Origin of the sequence: Sphaerospermopsis reniformis (assembly GCF_005402885.1) — a bacterium.
GTDB lineage: Bacteria > Cyanobacteriota > Cyanobacteriia > Cyanobacteriales > Nostocaceae > Sphaerospermopsis > Sphaerospermopsis kisseleviana.
The window spans coordinates 1-3,611 of record NZ_BJCE01000362.1; the positions used below are offsets into that span (position 1 = coordinate 1).

Sequence of the window (3,611 nt, forward strand, 5' to 3'; positions counted from 1 at the left end):
ATGTAATTTATTTAACATTAATTTCAGAAAAATATTTTAGCGATGCCTGTTTTGGGCTTGGCGATAGCGAAGCGCTCCGTAGGAATCGCACTTTTTTTGCCCTACCTCACAAAATCGCGTTGCTCCCATTTTGACTGCCAAAAACTTTTCAAACACCCTCTAAGGATTTACAGGATTAAATCAGGATGGAAAAATTGATTAATTAATCTGTCACCTGTCACCTGTCACCTGTCACCTGTCACCTAATATTAAGAACCTTGATCCATAATCATATTTTGCACGATTGAAGCTGTAGCAGGTGCGAGTAAAACACCGTTGCGATAATGACCAGTGGCTAAAATCACATTACTATAATTAGCTAATTTTTCAATCACGGGTGCTGGTCTACCTTCAGGACGGGGACGCATACCAGACCAAGTGCGGAGAATTTTCGCCTCAGATAAATCTGGACAAAAGGCGATCGCCTGTTGTTTGACAGATTCTAACAATTCTTTTTTAGCTAAAATCTCATCTTCATTATTGGGAAATTCTACCGTAGCACCCACCCAATAGTCACCATTACCCATAGGTACAAGATGAACATCATTGCCAGTAATTACTGGTTGAAAATCAGGATTGCCTAAAACCCGTCCTAAACTTAAATATAAAGCCTGTCCTAAAACTGGGCGAATATTTACCTTATGATTTAATTGTCTAGTGAGTAAAGTTGAACCTAAGCCAGCAGTCACAATAAACCAATCTGCCTCAACTTTAGCTTCTGAAGTTTCCATAAATTTAAGTTTTTCAGTAACATGGGGCGTGATCTGAACTATGTCAGTAGAAGGGGCTTGATGATTGCGTACAGCCACACCAAATTTAAATTTTACCCCATTGCGTTGCGCTGCATCTACCAAAGCTAAAGTTAACGCTGTGGGGTTGAGTTGCAGGTCTTGAGGAGAATAAACAGCACCAATCACAGTAGAATTATTAACTTGTGGACAGAATTTTTCTAGTTTTTCCTTGTCCCACACAGCTAACTGCCATCCTTGAGATTTACGAATTTCCCGTAATTGTTCCCAATCTGTCATTACCTCCACACCACTTTCTAAAGGGTGTTCTGGGTCTTCAGACAATAACATGACAAGACCCTGACGGTTACAAGGAATTTTCCGCCCTGTCATACCTTCCAGTTCAGGAATTAAAGTTTGATAACGTTTAATACTTTCTTCGCGGATCTGCCAAGCTTTACCCTTGGTTTTATGGCTAATAATGCCCATTAAAACACCCAAAGCCGCAGCAGTAGAACCTTGTGCTGGTTGGTTTTTCTCAAAAACAGTGATATTTAAACCTTTAATTTGGCTCAGTTGATAGGCGATCGCTGCCCCAACTACACCACAACCGATAATTACTATATTCATAAATTTTGTAAACAGTGAGGGATGAAGAGTTAAGACTATCCTCTTCACCCTATCACTTGATTAACCTAGCGTTTTGTGACTCAAGACTCAGAGTTATTTAGTTGTCAGTGATTAGTTATCTGGTTAAAGCTGGTAATAGGTAATTGGTAATAGGTAATTGGTAATTGATAATGGGTAAATCTATTACTGTCCCCAGTCCTCAGTCACCAGTTACCAGTTCCCAGTCACCAGTTCCCAGTCACCAGTCACTTTACTCTGGAATCATTTGTAGGAACTTGTCAACATCTGCAAAGGCATCTTTGTAAGCACTTAAAGCTTGACTGGTGTTACCTGCACCAGCAGCTTTGTCAATTTTTACCAAATCACTCAATAAATCCTTGGTAATTTGTCTGGCTTTAGACTGGTCTTGGGGTAATAGGTTGGGGATAACATAGGTCATATTCAGCCTAGCTTCCGTCATTGGTCCATGAATAAAATTACCCACCTTGATCCATTCACCGCTTTGAATCAGGGTTTGCAGTTCTTGTGAGCGATCGCGCACCACTTGAATATCAGGAAAATATTCCTGAATTTTGGCAACTTGAGCCGGTGTGTAAGTTGGAGGTGCAGTAGCAACACTAGGACTGCCACAGCTGATCAGGAATGTAGTCAAAAGTACAAGAATCAGTGACAAAATAGAGCGTTGACGCACCATAAAAGGAAATTAATTTGCTATTTGTTTACCAATTTACAGTGTCATTTTAGATCGCTACTGTAATTTTTCGTTCCTACTAGTGAAAGTTTTGTCAAAAATTCTCTCACTTCATCGGGAGGAAATTCTTGCATCCTGACTCCTGACTCCTGTGATAAATGTGAGGAAATCTTCATTCACAGTTGCAAAACTTCCAATGTTCTTGATAAGCTGAAACACTAATAAGACAAACCTTCTGGCGGTTTTTCTGTTTTCACATCCCCCACAGACTGATGCGATATTAGGAGAGTTTTAACGTGAATGCAGCTGAACAGGCAACAAACCTTGAACTAGCCAGCAAGATTGCTACAGTAGTGAACTTGTTTAAATTAGAGTTTCCTGATGCCAAAAGCGATCTTAAACCTTGGCATAATGACCCAGAAACCAGGGAACTCGTAGATCCTGATTCCATCGACATCGGTTTTCACTTTCCGGGAATCAGCAAATCTTGGCGCTGTCGTAGCGTTTTATTTCAAATCCGTTTTTATCAAGATCCTATCAATAAATCTCGGCGAGCTATTGGGATTGAAGTATCAGGATTTGATCATCGTGGGCAAGCATGGCGACTGTCAACGGTAGATCAATGGAGTTTTGTTGGTGAGTCTTTACCTTCTCCTGTTATTGGTGACAAACTCAAACAAATTTGCAGACAAATATTAGAAGTCTTTAACATAAATTCTGATTTATAAGGAGTCAGGAGTTATGAATTTTGGATTTTGGATTTTGGATTTTGGATTGTTTTTTTCAAATTCAATCTAAAATTTATAATCTAAAATATTTCTCTCTATCTTCCCACACCTTCCCAAGCTAACAAATATCAGGACTTACGCAAAAGGGAACGAAAGTAGGGGTAATACCCTTCGGGAAGCAAGCTACATGAATTACCCCTACGCAAGAATAAGGTTTTCAGTCACATCTTGCGTAAGTCCTAAAATATGATAAATATTCAACAGAAATATCTCAAATTTTCTGTCATAAATATAATTCTATAATTCTATAATTCTGCAAGTTGAATTAATCAGCGTCTAAATATTCCCCAGGTGTTATCTACCATCAACACCACACCGAGGAAATATATGCGCTTTTCCACATTTGGTAAATCAGGTAGATTTTCTTTTCTGTTTGCTGTTAAATGTGTTAGCTTTACGTTTTTTTTTGGAACTTTAATATTTTGTGGTTTTTATATCGGTTCTTCCATGATCTCCTATGTTATCTCCAACTCAAACACTATTCACCCTACCTCAATATCTGGTATTAAAGATTAATAAATTGGTAGTTGGTAGTTGGTAGTTGGTAATTGGTAATTGGTAATTGGTAATTGGTAATTGGGAATAATAAAATTGATTACCCAGTCCCCAGTCACCAGTCCCCAGTCACCAGTCCCCAGTCCCCAGTCCCCAGTCCCCAGTCCCCGGTCCCCAGTCACCGACCCGCAGTCCCCCGACCCGCCTCCCGCCGCCCCAGCACCCGGACCCCCACACACC

The 3,611-nt window shown here is 39.9% G+C and carries 3 protein-coding genes; 1 reads left to right on the plus strand and 2 read right to left on the minus strand.

The window, feature by feature from the left end:
* Window positions 1-248 precede the first annotated feature (248 nt).
* Window positions 249-1,397 carry an NAD(P)/FAD-dependent oxidoreductase gene (locus FFR48_RS26295; RefSeq protein WP_096567234.1) on the minus strand — a complete coding sequence of 383 codons (1,149 nt, stop codon included), beginning with the start codon at window positions 1,395-1,397 and terminating at the stop codon, window positions 249-251.
* A 250-nt stretch (window positions 1,398-1,647) separates the two neighbouring features.
* Window positions 1,648-2,091 (minus strand): photosystem II protein PsbQ, encoded by a 444-nt coding sequence (gene psbQ, locus FFR48_RS26300; protein ID WP_137669390.1) that lies wholly within the window; start codon window positions 2,089-2,091, stop codon window positions 1,648-1,650.
* Window positions 2,092-2,384: 293 nt separating this feature from the next.
* Here psbQ and FFR48_RS26305 point away from each other — a divergent pair, with 293 nt between their 5' ends.
* Complete coding sequence (locus FFR48_RS26305) at window positions 2,385-2,816, plus strand: Tery_1686 family protein (RefSeq protein WP_096567238.1); 432 nt, start codon at window positions 2,385-2,387, stop codon at window positions 2,814-2,816.
* Window positions 2,817-3,611: the final 795 nt, after the last annotated feature.

Excerpts from the sequence above, each read along its gene's own strand:
- FFR48_RS26295 (WP_096567234.1), bottom strand. The coding sequence starts at position 1,397 with ATGAATATAGTAATTATCGGTTGTGGTGTAGTTGGGGCAGCGATCGCC.
- psbQ (WP_137669390.1), bottom strand. The coding sequence starts at position 2,091 with ATGGTGCGTCAACGCTCTATTTTGTCACTGATTCTTGTACTTTTGACT.